The following is a 19806-nucleotide window of genomic DNA, read 5'->3' as shown; positions in this document are numbered from 1 at the left end:
GAGGAGGAATTTATTGTGGCAGAGATCATAGTACCAGAACTTGCAGAATCAATTACAGAAGGAACGGTTGCACAATGGTTGAAACAACCAGGTGAAAGCGTTGAGAAAGGCGAATTCATCGTTGAACTTGAAACAGACAAAGTAAACGTTGAAATCATCTCAGAAGAAGCAGGAATTGTCCAAGAACATCTTGCAGCGGAAGGCGATACAGTCCAAGTTGGTCAAGTCATCGCAATCGTTGGTTCAGGTTCAGGCGCACCAGCTGCAACTCCATCTGCACCAGTTACAGAAGCTGCTCAAAAAATGGAAGCAGCACCAGTTGCTCCAGCGGCTATTGAAGATGCAAGCGGATCAGACCGTACAATTGCAAGCCCGGCAGCGCGTAAACTAGCTCGTGAAAAAGGAATCGACCTTGCGGCAGTATCTCCAGTTGATCCAATGGGACGCGTTCGTGTTCAAGACGTTGAAGCGCACGGTACAGCTCCTAAAGCACAACCAGCGGCTACTGCACCAAAAGCAGCTACAGTAGTAGTAGAAGATGGACGTGTTACACGCGAGAAAATGACACGTCGTCGTCAAACAATCGCAAAACGTCTTCTTGAAGTTAAACAATCAACAGCAATGCTTACAACATTCAACGAAATCGACATGACAAACGTTATGGCACTTCGTTCACGTAAGAAAGACCAATTCTTCGAGCAAAACGATGTTCGTCTAGGATTTATGTCATTCTTCACGAAAGCAGTTGTCGCTGCACTTAAGAAATATCCTTATGTTAACGCTGAAATTGACGGCGATGAAATTATTCTTAAAAACTTCTACGATATCGGTGTTGCAATTTCAACAGATGGCGGACTAGTTGTACCAAACGTAGTCGACGCTGATCGTAAAAACTTTGCTGAAATTGAAGGAACTATCGTGGAACTTGCTAAAAAAGCACGCGATAACAAATTGACAATTGCAGATATGACAGGCGGTTCATTCACAATTACAAACGGTGGCGTATTCGGCTCACTAATGTCAACACCAATTATGAATGGTACACAAGTCGGAATCCTTGGCATGCACACAATCCAAAAGCGTCCAGTCGCGATTGGTAACAATGTTGAAATTCGTCCAATGATGTATGTCGCTCTTTCTTATGACCACCGTGTTATCGATGGTAAGGATTCAGTTGGCTTCTTGAAAATGGTAAAAGAATTGATTGAAAATCCGGAAGATCTTCTTCTAGGATCGTAATACGAAAAGCGGAGGGCTGGCGCCCGAAGTCTAGACAAGAATAGTTAGGTAATCGGCCCGTTATTGTTAGCGGGTCGATTTTTCCTTATCCACCCCACAGAAAAGGCGTGATTAACAATGACATTCAAAGATTGGATGACCGCACCTGCAATCCGTACTGTCGTCTGCAAGCATGCAGACGCTGAAAAATATGTAGTGAACAATGTTCTGACACCAGGTAAAGAGTATGAAGTGAAAAACGAAACAGATGAATTCATTTTCATTCTCGATAATTCCGGTAAAGTCGGGGGTTATTATAAAACGTATTTTGAATAATCAAAAGCGGAAGCGCCTGTTCAGCCCCGAAAAGCGCTGAAAGTCTTGCGGGTAAACGCGCTCTTTGCCTTTATCTGCAAGACTGAAGTGGCAGAAAAGAAGGCAGCATAATTTCGCCACGTTCTTTGGCAACAGCTACATGGCTCACTTCGTGTGAGCCCGGGCTAGGCGCTGGAGTCTAGACGTGAAATTGCTAAGTTGGAAATTCTCCAAAATACGAGATTTGATATTTAGTTAAACAAAAACTAAAAGCCCGCTACCCACTCGTTGGTGTGCGGGTTTTTTTATAAGGAGGCAAGTTTATGAACTCGTTAGTAGAAAAAGAACAGCAGCATCGCACAACGAAAACGCATGACACCGCAGCGGTACGATTAATCCAAGAAGGTGGCTACGTTTCTCCAAGCCCTCATTTATGGGATGACGTACTCATTAGTGTGGTATTAAAAAAACCAGTGTTATTGAAAGGGCCTTCGGGTTCTGGGAAAACAAAATTAGCCCAAACCATTTCACATTACTTTAATCAGCCGATGCAAAGCATAAACTGTTCAGTTGATTTGGATGCTGAAGCCTTGCTTGGTTTTAAAACGATAATCAGCAAAGACGGAGAAAGCATTATTGAATTTGTCGAAGGACCCGTAGTCCAAGCTATGAAAAAGGGACATATTTTATACATCGATGAAATCAATATGGCTAGACCTGAAACGTTGCCCATCCTTCATAGTGTTTTGGACCATCGTCGTATGCTGACAAATCCATTTACGGGTGAAGTGATTTATGCGCATGAAGACTTCACGGTCATTTCAGCCATAAACGAAGGCTACGTCGGAACATCTCCGATGAATGAAGCGTTAAAAAATCGTTTTGTATCGTTCACAGTTCCCTACCTAACTGGAGAACAATTAGAATTAGTTATGAAGGATACGTGTCCTTCTGCCCCGAAACAGCTTGTTGAGACTTTCCTTAATATCAGTAACGATTTGAAGAAACAAGTAATGAACGGATTATTATCCGATGAGGCTGCATCAGTGAGAAGCCTGCTCGACGCTATGGGGTTGGCTGAACATATCCCTGTGAAACGTGCAGTCCAGTATGCTATCGCGGAGAAGCTGGATGATACAATTGAACGTAGACTTGTCATGGAATTAGTCGATACTTGGGTGAAATGAGGCGATCACTATGGTGAAGATGAATCGATTCATTCAATTTAATGATGAAACGGTCGATGCCAAGACGCTTTTATTGTATGAACGATTAGGGCGCGCGTTAGCAGACGCACCTTTCATTGAATTAACGGAACGAAAACTACTTGAATTCCGACCTCAAGAAGGGATTATCTCGATGAGTGTTTTTTGGCGTCACCGGACAGATGAAGTGATTCATGCGGGAAGACTTTCTGATATTTATTTGTTAACTGCAGGTTATTGGAAGCATTTTAGTGTTAACTCATGGATGGAGTTCACTCAAAAAAATGGCCCACATCCACTTCGAAAATTTGCATCGGAACTATTGATGATGCTAGAAGAGTTTCGTCTGATTGATCTAATTGCAAAAGAAAGGCCAGGCACCGCACATGCATTTAAGACTAGGAGGGAAGCGTATGTCCACTCCCACCGAGGTGTGCTATCTTCGAATATGCATAAAAATCACCTTGCCGATGCACTAATGAATCAGCTGTTCATATCGCTACATGAAGGACTTTTTGCGGAAACATCTATCGACTGGGGTGCCCACTCCATCGACTTTGGCCTTATTCAATCCGTTCTGCAGCATGCCTACGATTCAAAAAGTACAGAGGACAATACATTTATTGCGGATAGAATTACTGAGATTGTAGAAAGGTCAATTGATAAAGACCTTGTCCATCAGTATTTTTCAGTTGGCGATTCCATTACCGAAGAAAATGCAGTATTTCATTATCATAAAGGGATGTCTGACGCCGAAGAAGGCGAGGAAGGTCCAAAAGAGACAATCGAAGAAGTGTTTCGGTCCTGGCATCGTGAAAGCGAGAGTGAATCAGGCGTCCACCTTGAATTTGAACTCGAGCACGGCCGTTCTGGGAAGAGTGATGCGAACGACGCAACTCCGGGCAATGAAGACGCTGAAATCGAAGAGACGGGCTCTGGTGATTCAGAGGGGAATGATAGCGACCGCTGGACGGATGACACCAGTGACAAAACGGACAAGCGGGATCGAAAGATGAAGGCGGGCAAGATGTTTGGAAAAGAGCATGTCAACGTCGTGTACGAGGAACAACGAATAGAAGTCGTAGACGAGGTTGGAAATCGTCAACAATTGACTGTTTGGCGAGAAGAGCAAAAGCCGTATGTCCGGTCCTTCGTCGAGGAGATGAAGAAACGGATCGATTTGAAACAGGATTCGAAACGTGAGCGCCTTATGAAAGGGCGACTGTCGACGAAATTAACGACGATGGTTGTGGATGAACGACCGAAACCATTTTACAGGAAGAATGCACCTTCTGTTAATCTAGATGCAGTATTTGGTCTACTAGTTGATGGTTCTGCTTCGATGCTCGACAAATTGGACGAAACAAAACAGGCCGTTTTAATGTTTCATGATGTACTCCGTCAACTTGGCGTCAGTCATGAAATTTCGTCCTATTATGAGGATGCAAATAACGCTACAAAGGAAGTTCAACCAAACGTATTTGAGCTTATGCATACGTTTACAGATCGTAATAAAGATAACGGTTTATCAATTTTATCGTTTGATGCTAATGAAGATAACCGCGATGGATTCGCGATTAGATGGATGGCCGATCAACTGGGGGCGAGACAGGAGAAGCACAAGTTTTTGCTGGTCTTCTCAGACGGAGAACCATCGGCGTTTGGCTATGATAGGAACGGTATCCTCGACACGGCAGAAGCAGTAATGGAAACCGAAAAGAAAGGAATCTCCATCATTCATTTATTCCTTTCGAAGGAAGAACCGACTGTTGATCAAAAAGCACTTTTTTCAATGATGTTTGGCAATAAAACCGTTTCATCGAACTCAGTGGATAGCTTTACAGATCAGACCTTGCGGATACTGAGGAAATTGCTCGCGATTGTAATTAGAACTTCGTGAATTTCGGGAATCGCGGGTAAACCCGTATAATTACGGAATAAAAATACAAAACCGCCCTTAGATAGGGCGGTTTTGTGTTTTTTCATGGACAGCAAGAAGGCGCTGTTTCAATTCATCTTCCATTCGTCCGATTTCTATTTCAGCAGCTTTACGTTTTGCACGACCGTCTGCTTGGATAATCAGTGTCTCTTCAATAGTTTGAATCAAGTTTTCTTGCGTCTTTTTCAACGTATCAATTTCGATGATACCGCGTTCATTCTCTTTTGCTGTTTCAATTGAATTGATTTTCAGCATTTCCGAGTTTTTCAAAAGCAGGTCATTTGTCGTTTTCGTAACGAGTTTCTGGGACTCTACTGCTTTCATTTGACGGTTTAACGTCAAGGCAATTGCAATTTGATTTTTCCATAGTGGAATTGAAGTCATAATAGATGACTGGATTTTTTCCGCAAGTGTTTGGTTTGTCTGTTGAATCATCCGGATTTGAGGTGCACTTTGAATAGTAATTTGACGTGATAATTGCAAATCGTACAACCTTTTTTCCAACCTGTCTAGGAATTGTGCCATGTCATTCACTTCTTGGAATGCCATTTGATCGCTCGATAATTCAGCTTTTCTGCGCATTTCAGGGATGATTTCGTTGGCGAGTTCATCCTGCTTTAATTCTGCAGCAGCTATGTAGATATTCAACGCTTGGAAATAGGTTTTATTTTGATCATATAAATTATCGAGCATTCTAACATCCTCTAAAAGTCCACGTTTTGAATGCTCAAGTTGAATACCAATCCGATCAATTTGAGTACTAAGTTTTTGATATTTCGTCATCATTTCTTGAACAGACCGCGTTGCTTTATTAAATAACCTGCTTAGACCAGATTTCTTCTTGTCCGATAAATGGTCAGGATCTATTTCAGATAGCTTATTCATCAGATCTTTCAATACATCTCCAACAGGTCCAATATCTTTGCCTTGAACATGATCGAGCATTTGAGTGGAGAACCTTGAAAGCTCGCTTTGAGCATTTGCGCCGTACGTAATAATCGCTTCGTAGTTGCCGACAGGAATTTGCTGTGCAAGCACTTTTGCCTTTTCTCTTTCCTCAGGAGAAAGACGATCAATTAGTTTAATGCTCGTTTCAACCTCTTTTTTTTCTGTTTGCATTTCCTTTGGAAGAAGGGGTTCTTGAAAATCAAAAGGACTATCAAGTAAATCATCAATTGTTTTTTTAGGGTTATTTTCAGTCATTGTGTGGATCTCCTTTCATTTCAAGAAGCGGCTTTTTATTATTCATGGATACATCAACAAAGTCAATTTCCAATTGGAGCTGGTCTATATCAGATGCCAAAACGCTTCGTAGGTCTTGCTCCAATTGCTTGTTAACATCACCAAGCGTTTCACGCGTATTTTGTAATGCGATGCGAAGTTCTTTATCCTTCAATGGTTGGTTGATAAGCAGCGCATATTTCGAAGTCAATTCGACTGCAGAATCAAGATGGGCATAGAAAAATTTCTCGACATCGTAAAACTTTTTAGGATTGGATCGAACGAGATTAAGAATCCTTCTAGATAGGCTACTCATTTCATGAAGTTGCCTAAATGCCTGGATTGACCTAACTTGTCCATAAAGACCATTCAGTCGTTTAATTTTCATTTTCGCACCAGTAATTTGTCCTTTAATGTGACTGTATTCAGAACGGGACATCCCGAGTTTTTTTAAGTTGGATGAAAGTTGAATCTGCTTTAGAGTAAACGTTCCGCCTAAATAGATCGCTACTAAAAGGCCAGTAGCCGCAAAAATATTCATACCTGCACCCATAACAAAGAAGAGCCAGGATCCAAAACTGATTGGAGCTGTAATGAAATGTCTAATGAAAAATTGTTTGACTTCCTTCATGATCTATTCATACCTCCTTTGACCTTATACTTTATACGTTTCAAAATGAATAAAGTTTCATGTCAGTAGTTCAATTATACCCGATAAATGCAATCTGCACCTACCATTTGAATTCTAAAGGAAAGCAATTAATTGGACATCAGGAGGGAGTTTGTTAAAATGAAGGACATTCAACTAAGAGTTACATAGGAGGTTTGGAAAATGTATGAAGTGATTTATATGAAAGCAGATTATGAGCCATGGTGGATGTTTGAAGAGTGGGAAGAAACAATCCGTTCACGCCATTCATTCGAGGATAGAGCACTTGCTGAGGTGCACTTTAATAAATTGACTAGTGAATTACGAGACAAGCATAAACGTGAAGCTATGAAAAAAGAATGTTTTTTTGTCTTTTGGTCTGAAGACGAAATAAACTTCTGTGAAGGCTGTGATGAAGATCTCCAACTGTATCATGGTGTTATCTTAATGAAGGATGGGAAGCCCAATGCTTTCTGCTAAAATAAGCATTGGAAATAAACACGCATTCGCATCTTCCAAAAGGTAATCGTCATTGTCGGTACCTTTTGGAAGATGTGAATTTATTGCACAATTTAAAGAGGCGTCCTGACTAGGGACGCTTCTTTTTTCACGCTATTTGTCGACTGTTTGCAATGAAGAGGTAACAACAGATTTACCATCATCTGTCTGCATAATTGATTCCCGTTTGACTTCACCAAACCCTTCAACGAAATACTTACGGTTGACGAAGTCATCGGTTTTCATTTCGATAACAATAGCATGATCAAACTTCTTGTACGGTGTCTCGACGGTTGTGTCCATTTCAACAATCGACCACGTATCAAATGTTGTACCTATTTTTAGGGGTTTCTTGAGATAAACGCCAGTTGGAATCAATGCATCCAGTTCTTCCTGTGAAGGAAAGTCTTTCACTAATTCGACAGTTTTCTGATCCAAGATACTAATTTTGTCAGGTTCGATTTTATAAATATGGCGAACCAGGGAACCGCCATTATTCTCATGGACGACAACATAATTTTCAAACGGCCGTGTCACTTCAACATCTAGTTCTGCAAATTCATTTCCTTCACCTAGATAATGTGCCTTTGAACCATCCGGTAGAAAAAGATCGGTTAAAGAAATTTCCCCATCTTTCTCACTTTCACTTTCTTTGACAACATCTTCACCAATTGTGCCATTGGTTGACCCTGAATTATCAAGGGTAGTCGGTTGTTTTTTTGAACATCCTGAAAAGACAAGAACCGCTACTAACAGAAAGACGAAAAGATTTATTTTCCTCATGAAAACACTCCTTTCTATTGGTTATACCCAATTCGACGGATATCATACAATAGTGAATTAATTCCAATCGGAACTCCAACATCATTTATCGATAAAAATAGCCGTTTCCCAATGAAGGGAAACGGCTTAACATTATTTCTTTTTGTTTTGTTTTTCTTGTTGTTCTTTCCATTCTAGGTACTCATCATAATTCATCAATTTATCGAAGATTGTACCATCATCATGGATTTCAATGATTCGATTCGCAACCGTTTGGATGAATTGTTGGTCATGAGATGTGAAAATCATTGCGCCTTTGAATGAAATCAGTCCGTTGTTAAGTGCTTGAATTGATTCAAGATCCAAGTGGTTCATCGGTTCATCCAGAAGAAGAACGTTCGAACTTGTCAGCATCATTTTTGAAAGCATACAGCGAACTTTTTCTCCACCGGATAATACAGATGGCTTTTTGTTCACTTCGTCACCAGAAAACAGCATACGCCCTAGGAAGCCGCGCAGGAATGTCTCGGTTTGGTCGTCCGGTGAATATTGACGTAACCATTCGACAAGTGAGTTTTCCGAACCTTGGAAGTACTTACTGTTATCGATAGGGAGGTATGCATGTGTTGTCGTAACTCCCCATTTGATAGCTCCAGAATCAGGCTCGGACTCTCCAGCAAGCAGTTGAAGGAGTGCTGTTTTGGCAAGAGGATCTCCAAGAAGAATGACTTTGTCTTCTTTATCAATTGTAAATGAAGCATCTTTAAGCATTACTCTACCATCTTGTGTTTTGTTAACTTCTTGGATACTTAGAACATCATTTCCAATTTCACGGCCCATTTGGAAGTTGACGAAAGGATAACGTCTTGAAGATGGTTTAATATCATCCAATTCGATTTTTTCCAACGTTTTCTTACGTGAAGTAGCTTGCTTAGATTTCGAAGCATTGGCACTAAAGCGGGCAACGAATGCTTGAAGCTCTTTAATTTTTTCTTCTTTTTTCTTGTTTTGATCTTGTGACATTCTTAGTGCAAGTTGGCTGGACTCGTACCAGAAATCATAGTTACCCGGGTAGATCTGGATTTTAGAAAAGTCGACATCCGCAATTTGCGTACAAACTTTGTTTAAGAAGTGACGGTCATGCGATACAACAATAAGAGTGTTTTCGAAGTTCATAAGGAATTCTTCTAGCCATTGAATTGCTTTCAAATCAAGTGAGTTTGTAGGCTCATCCAGAAGAAGAACGTCAGGCTTGCCAAACAAAGCTTGTGCAAGAAGTACTTTCACTTTATCAGAACCGTTTAGTTCAGACATCTTCAGTTGATGATATTCATCTGCAAGACCAAGTCCTTGTAAAAGGATTGCAGATTCAGATTCAGCTTCCCAACCGTTCAAGTCGCCAAATTCACCTTCAAGTTCAGCTGCGCGCATGCCGTCCTCATCTGAGAAGTCCTCTTTTGCATAGATGGCGTTTTTCTCCATCATAATGTCATATAGGCGTTTGTGGCCCATAATAACTGTGTCAAGTACGACACTTTCTTCGTATTCGAAATGGTTCTGTTTCAATATAGCAAGACGTTCGTCTTTGTTCATGATGACATTTCCTGATTGTGGTTCAAGTTCACCTGACAATATTTTAAGGAATGTCGATTTTCCCGCACCGTTTGCACCAATTAGACCATAACAATGACCCGGATTAAACTGTATATTCACATCTTCAAATAGCTTGCGGTCGCCGAATTGAAGACTTACATTACTGACTGCTATCATTCAAAATCCTCCTAAATTCACAATGCTCCCATTATAGCACGGAATTATTCATAGTAGCAACAATGCTTATGCCACATGGCTTTTGAAGGGGTTAATTAAAAACATCATCCAAATATTCCACCAATTTAAAAGATTAATGCATCACTGTGGACTTTCGCTAATTTGATTTCAAGGTTTTTAAATCGCTGGTCGTACAACTTAAAATTATCTTAGTGTATTCCCTAAACCATCAGCGATAGGTTGTAGGGGAATACCTATATTCAACATAATTGTCGCGTGAGTATGTCTTAAGTCGCGTGGGGGATAGACTTTATTCCTGTTTTCTTAACGAGAATTAGATGAACTAATATTTGAACGCTTGGAATCCAAAAATCCTGCTTGGGATTCTCCTTATTTATAGGAAAGGACAAAAGAAGAATTAGATGAGATTAAATAGGAAAAGGCGATTGTTGTAAAAATCGATTTACCTTAGTTTACACCACGGCCAAAATGCAATGAAAAAGCCGATTAAATCTAATCAGCTTTCGGTTTTTTGATTTTTATAATTTTGTATAAATCATATAAAATTCTTGCTGACACTATAAAGATTATCAACGTTTTAGTCTGTGTATCTACGTTGTTTTTGGATAAAACTATTGACATAAATACAAGAAAGAGGATGATATCTAGAACTTTGTTAGTTACTTCTGATTTAAACATGGTAGTACACCAGCTTTCTAAAATTAAGTATATCTAGAATACCACTAGTGTTGCATTAACATATGCGGAAGATTAAAAAGGCACATAACATTCAAAAAGTAAAGAGAAACCAAACAAAAAATCCTTTATAATAGGATGTACAGGTAGTTCCTGTCTAAATCCACTATAAAGGACTTACGCATGGACAGGAATACACTAAAAACTTCATTTGGTAAATGGGGTGGACCCATTAATTTTGATAAGCCTAGAAAATCTGTCGATTAGCACAGACAGGATCATTATACGAAAAAATTAACGACGCAATCTTTCGTGCTATTGATGCTTTATTCTCATTTAAGCGGGCAAGAAAGCCTTCACGCCATGGAGGCTACGCTCGCTGACGAGAACTTGCAAAATACTTTGGGCTTTTCTTCGATCAGTGTTTCTCAATTATCTAGAAAAAACAATGAAGTTGACCCAGCTATTCTCTCAAGTCTGTTTCTAGAACTTGTCAGTCAATTGAATGCACGTTATCAACTGCCAAAGACAAAATGGTTTTGGAAGTTATTGATTCCACAACGATTCCATTGAACTTTAATCACTTTAAGTGGGCAGAGTTTCGAAAAAACAAGTCGGGTTATAAACTACATTTAAGCCTCGTATTCAACGAAGATGGTTCACACTATCCCGATAATGAGGTTATGACAATTGCCAAGGAACATGACCGTGCGTACTGCCTGACAGTTTTGGCTCAAAACGAAACGAATAGTAAAAAGACGCTTCTTCAAATTACACGATGGCTGAAAGCAACACTTTGGAAAGAGGCACGGCATTGGATACGGCGTTTCGAGAACACCAACGTCCCGTAAGGAATATTTTTTTGCCTGACGCCACTGCCATTCTGTATAAAAATACCGAATGGACAGCGCTACCACTATTAAGGTATTTACCTTTTTTGCAAAAAAATATCAACGGTTTGACTGGAATTTCAGTAATTATTTATGCAACACTAGTGACGTGGGTGTCGTAAGAGAAATAAATGTTGAGGCAATGTGGATTACGGTTGACAGTCCTTTTGGAAGGGACCGTATGCCAGTAGAGGATATAATCGATGTGCAATGCGTAGAATAATGCATAAAAGCCCTTTCCTGTCTTGGAGCGGGCTTTAATTGTCGAAATGTTATAGAAGGACTTCCTGCCTAATTGTCGAATAGAGACAATAGGAGGGGTGTAAATATGAAATGCATGATATGTGAAACGCCGTATGGTCCGTCGGACATACTTGTAATGGAGGATGACGAGTTGCCGGTTTGTGATGAATGTGAATTGAAAAGACACTACGTTCTTGTTGAATATGATGGAAAGGAAGATTTGCTTGATCATTTGAAAGTGCAGGTTTATAAAACAAGACTATGTTTGAATTGCGATCGAGGCCGATTAGAATTACATAGTATTAAATTTGGGAATCCGATTGCAGCAGTTGTTTGTTGTGATGACTGTAAAAAGGAAGATAAAATGATTATATATTTGCGTATGATTTAATTTGAGTAAGAAGGGGGGGAATGTCTCCCGAAAAAATAGCCACCAACTGAGGGTGATTCCGTGAAGTTTGATATTGAAGTTAAAATGCAAGGAGAATTAAGTGCTATCCCTGTAAAAATAAAGAAGGATGAAATCAGAAAAAAAGCAGAACAAGAACTTGAACGGCAAATCGAGGAAACCTATAAAGAAGGATTAAAAAAAGAAGTCGAAATCTATCGATTATCAGAAAATTTATATCGAAAAGATGTGAAAGCGTGGAAACGACTTCAGCAAAATGGAAGAGTTGAATTAGCAAAGGATTCGATACGTACACTGAATGTTAAAATAACCGACCTTAAATCGGGTAGAAAATCATTTACGCAAACAATTAGGTAGGAACAAAAGCGCAGGGCGCCTGCTTTGCAAAAGTTCGCATTCTGCACTTTCGTGTCGTCCTGTCGCAACGACTGCGCAACTCATACCTTGTGAGCATCCGTGTGGTTGACGCCCTTGGTTTAAATAACGAGAAAAGAGTATATTCATAATTAGCTGAATCCGTTTTTGGTTTCGACACTTTAAACTTATAGGGGCTTTAAACATTTATGAAGAAAGCAGAATTAAAAGCAGTCACTAACTATTTGAGTAGGTGGCCGCTTTTATGGATTTCCAGTAGTGCGCCTGTCCGAATTTATAAACGTCCCCCTAATTTCAGAAATTAACGGCATCATTGAATGATTTTACCGGCTCGATTTCAAATTCTTTAATTGAGTGACCGTATACACTTTAATCCAGTTTTCTTAACGATGCGATTAAGTGGATTTGAAACAGGTTTTGCCGATGGGAGTTCCCAATCTTTCTGAGGTAAGTACATAATCGTTTTCCGACCAACATTTCTTATGAAAGAGCATGGGATTTTTATACTAAACTTTTATACATTCTATTGATTTAGTAGGGTATCGTCGACAATGATTGCTCGTTTTCTATTTTCCTATTTTTCTATTTTGGCGTACGGGTCCCGTGGCGGTCACGAGTTCTCTCGATTGTAGTTGTCGGGGTATTTGCTTGGCAGACTTAGTAAGTGAGCAGTAGACAAATTTTGTGAAGTAAGTGAAATCATTAAAAAAGACGTGAGTAAAAAAAGCCCTCTTTTTTAGAGGGACGATGACATCAATATAGTGGTCCTTGGTTCTGACAAGGTGGAAATCCATTTATATCCTGAATCATATGAAAATCGTATTTTTTTAAGGCGAATTGTGCTTGATATAAGTATTCAACTACAAGAAGTTTACCGTAAGATGCTCCACACAAAACCCCTGAAGTTCCTTGACCATTTGTTAATGAAATTCCAACAGGCTGGCCAATTAAATATCCGATTTTTTGGTGCCATGGCATAGTCTTCACTCCTTCAATACATCATATTAACTATGGAGTTTTCAAGTGCCTGTCTGGCTTCAAAGAAATGAAAATTAGTGCGTAATACGAACATACTGTGACATAAAAAAAGACGGGTTTCCACGTCTACTTATTTAGCTTGTAAGCAATCGTTTTTAGTATATCGTTTTTTTCCTGCTGTATTCTATGGAATTTAACCAGGAACCAAATTACAAATACAACTGGGACTAAGTAAAAAAACATAGTTAAGATTGGAAGAAATGCCAAGATTGCATTACCGGTCATTTTTGATCCTCCTCTCAATTTGGACAATTATACCATGTTAAGCAGTGTGGATTTGTTTAAAATTAATTATATACTGCACAGTTCGAAGAAAATACGACTGAATTACAATTATAACCCGTTAATTTCAGTAGTACAAAACGCTAATTAAATGACGAAATAGACCACAAATCCACATATAGAATAGTGGTCTTTGAAATGCATTTATATCAACGTTTATAAGCAAATAGTGTTCGTTTTAGCAGTTCAATTAGCGGATGAATCGAATGACTTACAATAATTATTGAAAGGTGATTTTTTCTTGTTAAAATTAATATTATTTAGATGGTTAATTTAATCGAGGATAGAAATGAAAAAGTTGTTGAAATCAAATAAAAATAGGACCAGTTACAGTACTTAAATAACATTGTTTGTTAAATAATTGCGCCGGTTTAAGGCAAAACAAAGGCTTATAAAAAGACAAACTGTTGGTTGCTTCAAATAGTAATTGATAATAAATCAAAGCATTGTTCATCTTTATGAAAGAGAATAGTAATTAGGCTTAGAGATACTTTCTTCAACTAACGATTCACATCGCTTCATTTTGTTTTTCAATGTTTAAACTTCAAACTGTTTAAAATGATGATCAAGGTGCTTGTATATTCCTTTACCCCATTGTTCAGAAGTGAGTTTTCCGAAAAAAGGATGCGGATGAGTTGTGCACTTCTCTGGTCCGTTATTTTGGAATGTGATAATTTTTTGTTTCAGCTTTTCTTTTTCTGTGTCAAATTCTCTTTCATCTGCAATCAAAATGGTTGGAATAGTAGACATATTATGGGGCAGTGTCTTGTCATTGTAAATGATTTGTTTTGCAAACCTCCCTACTATTATTCCTAACCAACTCCTTGGTGGAATAGAATCTCCCATTGCAATGTCTTGGAAAGATGAACAATGCGCTAGCATTTGGGCAACATGCATTTTTCCCCATTGCGGTTGTGAATTTGGACTCAATTTGTCAATACGCTTTAAAACTTCTGCTGTATGTATTTGATTAAAAATATTTTTCATTAGTGCATATCCCCTTAAATTATAATAAGTCAACCTTCTTAACTTAGTCAGCCATTTTGTTGAATAGCCCGACTTATTTATTCTGCTTTTATTATAGCAGGGTTATCTTATGAATCCTTATATTTCCGATAATTGGATTTCGATTTCTTGGACACTTGTCGATTTCAAGCGAACGAAAATAGCACCGCGATTAGCGGAGCTATTTGTTACTTAAATCGTGGAGAAACTACCGCCTGTAATCGTGTTAATTCTCGTGTGATTTGAAGCGTTTTTTTGATTTTTGAACCGATCAACTGAACGGGTTATTACAATTAATCAGTGGTCTTTTTCACAGTCATCTTGTGATATAGCGAGTATTAGCGAACTGGACATTCGATAAACGTAGAAGTGTTTCACAGTAGACGCATTATGCGTAACTAATGCAAATAAATACCGAAATTTGATCCTATACTATCCGTTTTGAAGAATAAGTTCTTCTAATAAGTCAACATGTTTTTGATCATGATTCAAAATATCATTAACAAGTTCTAAGCTTTCGGGGTCTAAGTCGCCTTTTACAAGTTCCTTTGATATTTCTATGCCTTTATCTTCTCCCTTTAGGGCATCTTTCAAAATAAAGGTGGGATCGTTGGACAAGCCCTTTAGATTGTTTACAAATTCAGCAATAGTACCCTTAAAACCTACATCATCAACAGGTACACCACCAAGATTTTGTATTCTCTCTGCAATCAACATTGCATGTTGTTTATGGTCTTGCTGGATTTTTTGGAGGGTCTGTTTAATATTTGAATCATTGATGTGATGAATGTATTTTTCATAGGCTTGTATGGCCATATAGTTACCTCCAAGGAATGTATTTAATTCTTTGATCACACTAGTTTTCATTATTAAAACTCCTTAATCTTTTTAATCTTATGGTTCACTAGTTCAAGGGAAATTATACGGGTTAAAAATATCAACAAGATTGACGGTGACCACTCTAATAAAACTAATTTTAAGGCACATTTCGACCATTAAGCTAAGGAGTAGCAGTAAATCACGTGACAGCATATCAGAAATAATCAAGCTTTGTTATAGGTATTGAAAGACGTTGAGAGACGCACTAAGGATTGGTTGATGTCCAGTGGTAATTAGGAAGGTTCGTATATTCATCAGCAGTTCCAATAGGCAAAGTTTTTTTCGAAGGAGTGATTACCGTGGTGAAGTAACTTACTATGCGCCTGACACAAGGCACCGAGTAACATATAGAAGTCGCTTATAGAAATGGGGCACATCACGATTGAGGATGTGCCTGAGCATTAAAGGCGAACACTACCCCTTCTTTATGTAATATGGATAATAGATTGAGAAAGGAGCAGTGATTACTCATGACTAATGAAGAAAGAAATAAACTATCGGATATATTGTTACAAAGTCTTTACGATTATCATTTTGCTAATAATGGTGATAGTTATAAATTACCCAAAGCAATGATAAATGCAGACCTAAATAGCAAAATGGCTATTGAATTCCTTATCGAAAAGGAATATGCCATAGATAGCGGGCAAGGGTCAGATAATCTAGTTTTAGCAATAACAACGCAAGGTATGGACTATATAAAAAACAAATAACTGTATGCTTAAAGCGATTACAGGACGTCCATGCCGGGGCGTTCTTTTTTTTACCCAAAAATAAGGAGTAACTAAATTGATCAACTACACGAAGTCGCAACATCAGGCTATCGTAAATCCGACGGAACCTATCATTAAACCTTAAGAGGAGGAAATACATTTGTTCAACCCGAGTTCAGTCACGCTTAAAACGGCTTACGAGCAGTTCTTAACGGCTACCATTAAAGTGTCGATAAGTGGAAAGAAGGCGTTAAGGAGGGCAAATTGTCATTAGATAATGTACTTGCTCTTAAAGTCATTCTGGATCAGTGAAGGAAGTAATAGAACCAAAGCAACAACGACCCGTCTGGATTTTATTGGATAGGTCGCTTTTCCGAATCGGGCAAAGGTCATGTGGAAAGCGGGCTTCCTGACTGTGAGTCGAATTATCAGGCGGGAATGAGTACCTATTTTTGTTGCAACATCCTTTAAAATAACAGTTTTGTATTCAACAATAAAATTCTTTTTACCTAACATATTTATGACCTTTCCTAATACTGTAATGTTCAAAAACAGCATTAATTATGCGGGGAAATCAGGTATTTTTTGTGAGTAACACTCGGTACGAACATTCAGCGAGAAAGCAATATCTGAATCCAATATAGGAAATAGGGGAAATAGGTATATGCATATAACCTAAAGTGTTGTAGGACATCCACTCAAGCATCACCGAGAGAGGATAATACGGATATCAAACCTAAATTGATTGAAACAATAAAAATAAGTAAATAATGAATGTACATTATTATTGTTGTTCCAAGAAATGAGGGTGTAGTATGAGTGGGAAATCGACAACAGAGGAAGAAGATATCCAAATAACTTATTATTTCACAGTAATATTCACGGCAATTGGAACCGTCTTAGTCTTCTGTCTTTTGTACCAGAAAGTGGAGAGAATTAATCTTTTTATTACCTTACTTTCAACATCGGCAGGCGGAATACCATTTGGATTCATTGGTGCATTTATTGATTATAAAGTTTCAGCATATAAGCTTGAAAAGAGTAGTTTTGAACAATGAAAAAAGTCGGAATTCCTTCTGAATAACACTGGGAGGAGATTGGTAATAACGGAAATAACACAAGAGTTAGCTATGCATACTCAACGCTACTATTGTATAGTATTGAATGAAAATCAGACATCTTGTATAAGGTCTGATTTTTTCGCGTGTTCGCACGGATTTGTGAACTGTTTGTCTTTGTTTGTAGCACCACATACTAATTTATTTTGTAAATCTACGGTTGCTATGCTAGACACGTGTTTTGTATCGTTTTCCGATTGTATTAGCGCGTGCTGAATATTCATTGAAGTCGGAGTGATTTGCCCCCTTATTTCGGCCACAGTTAAAATACTATTTTTCGGACAGCAAGTGCGGTTTCAAGAAGTCTTTTGGTGTCTTAAAATCCAAATGTTATTGACTTCCTTCCTCGTTAAAGCAGTTCCGGAAGGCAAGTAAATAATTTTGGCTTGTGCATAATTATTCAAAGGGTAATGAAGCTCAAATTCAGTCTTGTAGTGTGAAAAGATACTTTTCATTACAGCGCTGTCCCAGCGGTATTCTCTTCTTGACATGCTTGGATTGGAGCCAAGTATCTTTGATTGTTTATGGTGTTGAAGTGATGTAAAGACACTTCCTTGATCAATATAGAGAAGAATACCTTCCATCCTTAGATAGGATAATTAGAGTTCTTGCATAGACTATACCCTATTATGTCCGTTTTAAGGGGGATGTCCACCACTAGCGTTGCACAGGCACTTATTTAAGAATAGACAGAAAACACCGGAAGTCTGTTCGAAAATATGTCATGGACTTTCGTTTTTTTATGTTACAAATAGGGGGCGACAAGAATGCCTCAACCAGAAAAACAAATGGGGCATGTCTCCCAGCAATTTAGTCGTTAATCGACTGATAATGTATGAGCATAGACCAAAGAAATCACGGAAATGTAGAAATAGTATAAAATGAACTAAATATTCCGCAAAATCAGTTATGTGAAAAGGCTTATGATGGACTAGATAGAAAAGGGGGCTTGGATTTGAAGAAAATTAGTATTCTGTCTTTCCTTATGAGCATCTTAATACTTAGTGGATGTTCCACAGTGGGGTCGACTGAAGGAACGGGACAGCAAGACTCGAAAAATGACCAGAAATTAATTGTCGTGATGAAATCTGACGTCACAAACTTGGATCCGCATTTCATTGTGGACATTACTACCGCAAACGTTCTTTATGAGAAAGTATATGAAACACTGATCATTCCAGATGAGGATATGAAGCCTCAACCACATTTAGCAGTGGAATGGAATCAGCTAGATGATATTACTTGGGAATTCAAGCTGCGTGAGGGAGTGAAATTTCATGATGGAACTCCGTTTACAGCAGACGCCGTAAAAAAGACTTTTGATCGGCTGTTGGATCCAAAAGTAGGTTCTCCCCAAGCTTCAAAATTGGGGATGATAAAAGAGGTGGAAGTGAAGGATGATTATAATGTCATTTTTCATCTAACAAAGCCCTATGCTCCGCTTTTATCAATTCTGGCTAGTAATGAAGGAAGTATAATGAATCCAACGATGCTTGAATCTACACCGGAATTGCTTCAAAAGGAAGCAAATGGAACAGGTCCGTTTATGTTTGAAGAATGGAAATCAGGGCAGTACGTGAAATTGAAGGCTAATCCAGATTACTGGGGTAAACCTGTGAAAGTTAGTGGAGTAGAGTTCAGAGTAGTGCCGGAAGATACCACGCGTCTTGGAATGATTGAGCGGGGCGAGGCGCATATTATGTCGCAAATACCTGTTAATGAAATTCAGCGTATTGAATCATCGGATACAATGAAATTATTGAGAAATGAAGGATTAGGTGTGGAGTTTGTAGGTTTCAATGTTCAAAAAGCACCCGTCGATAATCTTCTTGTCAGACAAGCGATTAGCCATGCAATTGATCGAGAAGCTATTCTTAGTGGAGTCTTCAACGACGTCGGTTTTTTAGGGAATTCGACTATGAGTTCAAAAGTCTTCGGTTATTCCAATCAATTGGTTCCGTATCCAAATGATCCCGAAAAGGCGAAAGAATTGCTAAAAGAAGCTGGCTATGAAGATGGGTTGAAATTAACTTTACTAACTGCCGATAGGGCTGAACGCATTAGTTTAGCTGAAGTGGTTCAATCACAATTGAAAGTAATAGGGGTGGAAGTTGAAATTCGTGTTCTCGAATACGGATCTTACATCGATGCAAATACAAATCAAGAAGGTCACCTTTTCAACGGAAGTTGGGGGAATGCTACAGGAGATGGTGATTATAACCAATATAATCTATTCCATTCAAATTCCCAAGGATCCGCCGGAAACTACCAGTATTATTCCAATGCGGAAGTTGACCGATTATTAGATGAGGCGCGTGTGGAAAAAGATGATGAAAAACGTAAAGAAATTTACGCGAGGACACAGAAGATAGAACTGGATGAAGCAGCATATGTGCCAATTCGGAGTTATGAAAACCTAGCAGTCTATCACTCATCCGTAATAGGGATGAAGATGAGCCCGGTTTCCTATTTCATCCTCTCAGATGTCGAGATTGTTAAATGAACTGAGGTTTAACGTTTCTTGAATTGACATCATTGGGACACTGTCTAGGATTAGTATTTTGAGTATATAACAAAAACA

General features: G+C 38.7%; 19 protein-coding genes. 12 read left to right on the top strand and 7 right to left on the bottom strand.

Annotated elements, in window-relative coordinates:
• The first annotated feature begins 15 nt into the window (after positions 1-15).
• The 4 genes from odhB (at position 16) to H2672_RS06570 (ending at position 4638) form a co-directional block, all read left to right on the top strand.
• Positions 16-1239: a 2-oxoglutarate dehydrogenase complex dihydrolipoyllysine-residue succinyltransferase gene (gene odhB / locus H2672_RS06585; protein WP_186670503.1), complete on the top strand. Its 1224-nt coding sequence runs from the start codon at positions 16-18 to the stop codon at positions 1237-1239.
• Positions 1240-1356: 117 nt separating this feature from the next.
• The gene (locus H2672_RS06580) at positions 1357-1554 is read left to right on the top strand and encodes a DUF6501 family protein (RefSeq protein WP_186670502.1); all 198 of its coding nucleotides are present in this window, start codon (positions 1357-1359) and stop codon (positions 1552-1554) included.
• Positions 1555-1856: 302 nt separating this feature from the next.
• Positions 1857-2720, top strand: coding sequence for an ATP-binding protein (locus H2672_RS06575; RefSeq protein ID WP_186670501.1), 864 nt, complete (start codon positions 1857-1859; stop codon positions 2718-2720).
• A 10-nt stretch (positions 2721-2730) separates the two neighbouring features.
• Positions 2731-4638, top strand: coding sequence for a hypothetical protein (locus H2672_RS06570; protein WP_186670500.1), 1908 nt, complete (start codon positions 2731-2733; stop codon positions 4636-4638).
• 57 nt (positions 4639-4695) lie between these two features.
• On the opposite strand, the gene H2672_RS06565 is transcribed toward H2672_RS06570, so the two are convergent.
• Together H2672_RS06565 and H2672_RS06560 are read right to left on the bottom strand one after the other, a co-directional pair.
• Positions 4696-5880, bottom strand: a complete 1185-nt coding sequence (locus tag H2672_RS06565) for a toxic anion resistance protein (RefSeq protein WP_186670499.1) — start codon at positions 5878-5880, stop codon at positions 4696-4698.
• Positions 5873-6529 carry a 5-bromo-4-chloroindolyl phosphate hydrolysis family protein gene (locus H2672_RS06560; RefSeq protein WP_186670498.1) on the bottom strand — a complete coding sequence of 219 codons (657 nt, stop codon included), beginning with the start codon at positions 6527-6529 and terminating at the stop codon, positions 5873-5875. The genes H2672_RS06565 and H2672_RS06560 overlap by 8 nt, the downstream gene beginning before the upstream one ends.
• Before the next feature lie 201 nt (positions 6530-6730).
• On the opposite strand from H2672_RS06560, the gene H2672_RS06555 reads away from it, so the two are divergent.
• Positions 6731-7027: a DUF1033 family protein gene (locus H2672_RS06555; protein ID WP_186670497.1), complete on the top strand. Its 297-nt coding sequence runs from the start codon at positions 6731-6733 to the stop codon at positions 7025-7027.
• A 132-nt stretch (positions 7028-7159) separates the two neighbouring features.
• On the opposite strand, the gene H2672_RS06550 is transcribed toward H2672_RS06555, so the two are convergent.
• Both H2672_RS06550 and H2672_RS06545 read right to left on the bottom strand, forming a co-directional pair.
• Positions 7160-7828 (bottom strand): hypothetical protein, encoded by a 669-nt coding sequence (locus H2672_RS06550; RefSeq protein WP_186670496.1) that lies wholly within the window; start codon positions 7826-7828, stop codon positions 7160-7162.
• A 132-nt stretch (positions 7829-7960) separates the two neighbouring features.
• Entirely contained in the window at positions 7961-9577 is a 1617-nt protein-coding gene (locus H2672_RS06545) for an ABC-F family ATP-binding cassette domain-containing protein (RefSeq protein WP_186670495.1), read from the bottom strand.
• A gap of 1017 nt (positions 9578-10594) precedes the next feature.
• On the opposite strand from H2672_RS06545, the gene H2672_RS19585 reads away from it, so the two are divergent.
• From H2672_RS19585 to H2672_RS06530, 4 genes are all read left to right on the top strand, one after another.
• Positions 10595-10846 (top strand): hypothetical protein, encoded by a 252-nt coding sequence (locus H2672_RS19585; protein ID WP_255485556.1) that lies wholly within the window; start codon positions 10595-10597, stop codon positions 10844-10846.
• Positions 10813-11124, top strand: a complete 312-nt coding sequence (locus H2672_RS19580) for a hypothetical protein (RefSeq protein WP_255485517.1) — start codon at positions 10813-10815, stop codon at positions 11122-11124. The genes H2672_RS19585 and H2672_RS19580 overlap by 34 nt, the downstream gene beginning before the upstream one ends.
• 367 nt (positions 11125-11491) lie before the next feature.
• Positions 11492-11797, top strand: a complete 306-nt coding sequence (locus H2672_RS06535; RefSeq protein ID WP_186670494.1) for a hypothetical protein — start codon at positions 11492-11494, stop codon at positions 11795-11797.
• Between the two features lie 60 nt (positions 11798-11857).
• Positions 11858-12172 carry a Ger(x)C family spore germination C-terminal domain-containing protein gene (locus tag H2672_RS06530; protein ID WP_186670493.1) on the top strand — a complete coding sequence of 105 codons (315 nt, stop codon included), beginning with the start codon at positions 11858-11860 and terminating at the stop codon, positions 12170-12172.
• Between the two features lie 771 nt (positions 12173-12943).
• Here H2672_RS06530 and H2672_RS06525 read toward each other — a convergent pair.
• The 3 genes from H2672_RS06525 to H2672_RS06515 form a co-directional block, all read right to left on the bottom strand.
• Complete coding sequence (locus H2672_RS06525) at positions 12944-13168, bottom strand: hypothetical protein (RefSeq protein WP_186670492.1); 225 nt, start codon at positions 13166-13168, stop codon at positions 12944-12946.
• Between the two features lie 879 nt (positions 13169-14047).
• Positions 14048-14497: a DUF1569 domain-containing protein gene (locus H2672_RS06520; RefSeq protein WP_186670491.1), complete on the bottom strand. Its 450-nt coding sequence runs from the start codon at positions 14495-14497 to the stop codon at positions 14048-14050.
• 450 nt (positions 14498-14947) lie between these two features.
• Complete coding sequence (locus tag H2672_RS06515; protein WP_186670490.1) at positions 14948-15382, bottom strand: ferritin-like domain-containing protein; 435 nt, start codon at positions 15380-15382, stop codon at positions 14948-14950.
• Positions 15383-15864: 482 nt separating this feature from the next.
• On the opposite strand from H2672_RS06515, the gene H2672_RS06510 reads away from it, so the two are divergent.
• The 3 genes from H2672_RS06510 (at position 15865) to H2672_RS06500 (ending at position 19728) form a co-directional block, all read left to right on the top strand.
• Positions 15865-16107 (top strand): hypothetical protein, encoded by a 243-nt coding sequence (locus H2672_RS06510; protein ID WP_186670489.1) that lies wholly within the window; start codon positions 15865-15867, stop codon positions 16105-16107.
• A gap of 815 nt (positions 16108-16922) precedes the next feature.
• On the top strand, positions 16923-17165 hold the full coding sequence (locus tag H2672_RS06505; RefSeq protein WP_186670488.1) for a hypothetical protein: 243 nt from the start codon (positions 16923-16925) through the stop codon (positions 17163-17165).
• Between the two features lie 1045 nt (positions 17166-18210).
• Positions 18211-19728: a glutathione ABC transporter substrate-binding protein gene (locus H2672_RS06500; protein WP_186670644.1), complete on the top strand. Its 1518-nt coding sequence runs from the start codon at positions 18211-18213 to the stop codon at positions 19726-19728.
• The last annotated feature ends 78 nt before the right edge of the window (positions 19729-19806 follow it).

Source organism: Sporosarcina sp. BP05, from assembly GCF_014282005.1.
Classification (GTDB): Bacteria; Bacillota; Bacilli; order Bacillales_A; family Planococcaceae; genus Sporosarcina.
Note: the sequence above shows the minus strand (reverse complement) of the source record. Positions and strands in the feature narration are given on the sequence as shown.